A 262-nucleotide genomic window follows, 5' to 3' on the forward strand; every position below is an offset into this window, starting at 1 on the left:
GCACTGGATGACGACCCGATCGCGATCGTCGGTATGAGCTGCCGCTACCCGGGCGGCGTGGAGTCGCCCGAGGACCTGTGGCGACTGGTGTCCCAGGCCTAGGATGCGATCTCCGGTTTCCCGGCGGGCCGTGGCTGGGATATCGAGAACCTCTACCACCCGCACCCGGACCATCAGGGCACCTCGTACGCCCGTGAGGGCGGGTTCCTGCACGACGCGGGCCTGTTCGACCCGGCGTTCTTCGGGATCTCGCCGCGCGAGG

1 pseudogene is annotated in these 262 nt (G+C 69.1%); it reads left to right on the forward strand.

Annotated features, from left to right (window positions below):
• A pseudogene (locus UK12_RS39250) lies at positions 1-262 on the forward strand (beta-ketoacyl synthase N-terminal-like domain-containing protein); the annotation flags it as partial.

The sequence above is a fragment of the Saccharothrix sp. ST-888 genome (assembly GCF_000955975.1).
GTDB lineage: Bacteria > Actinomycetota > Actinomycetes > Streptomycetales > Streptomycetaceae > Kitasatospora.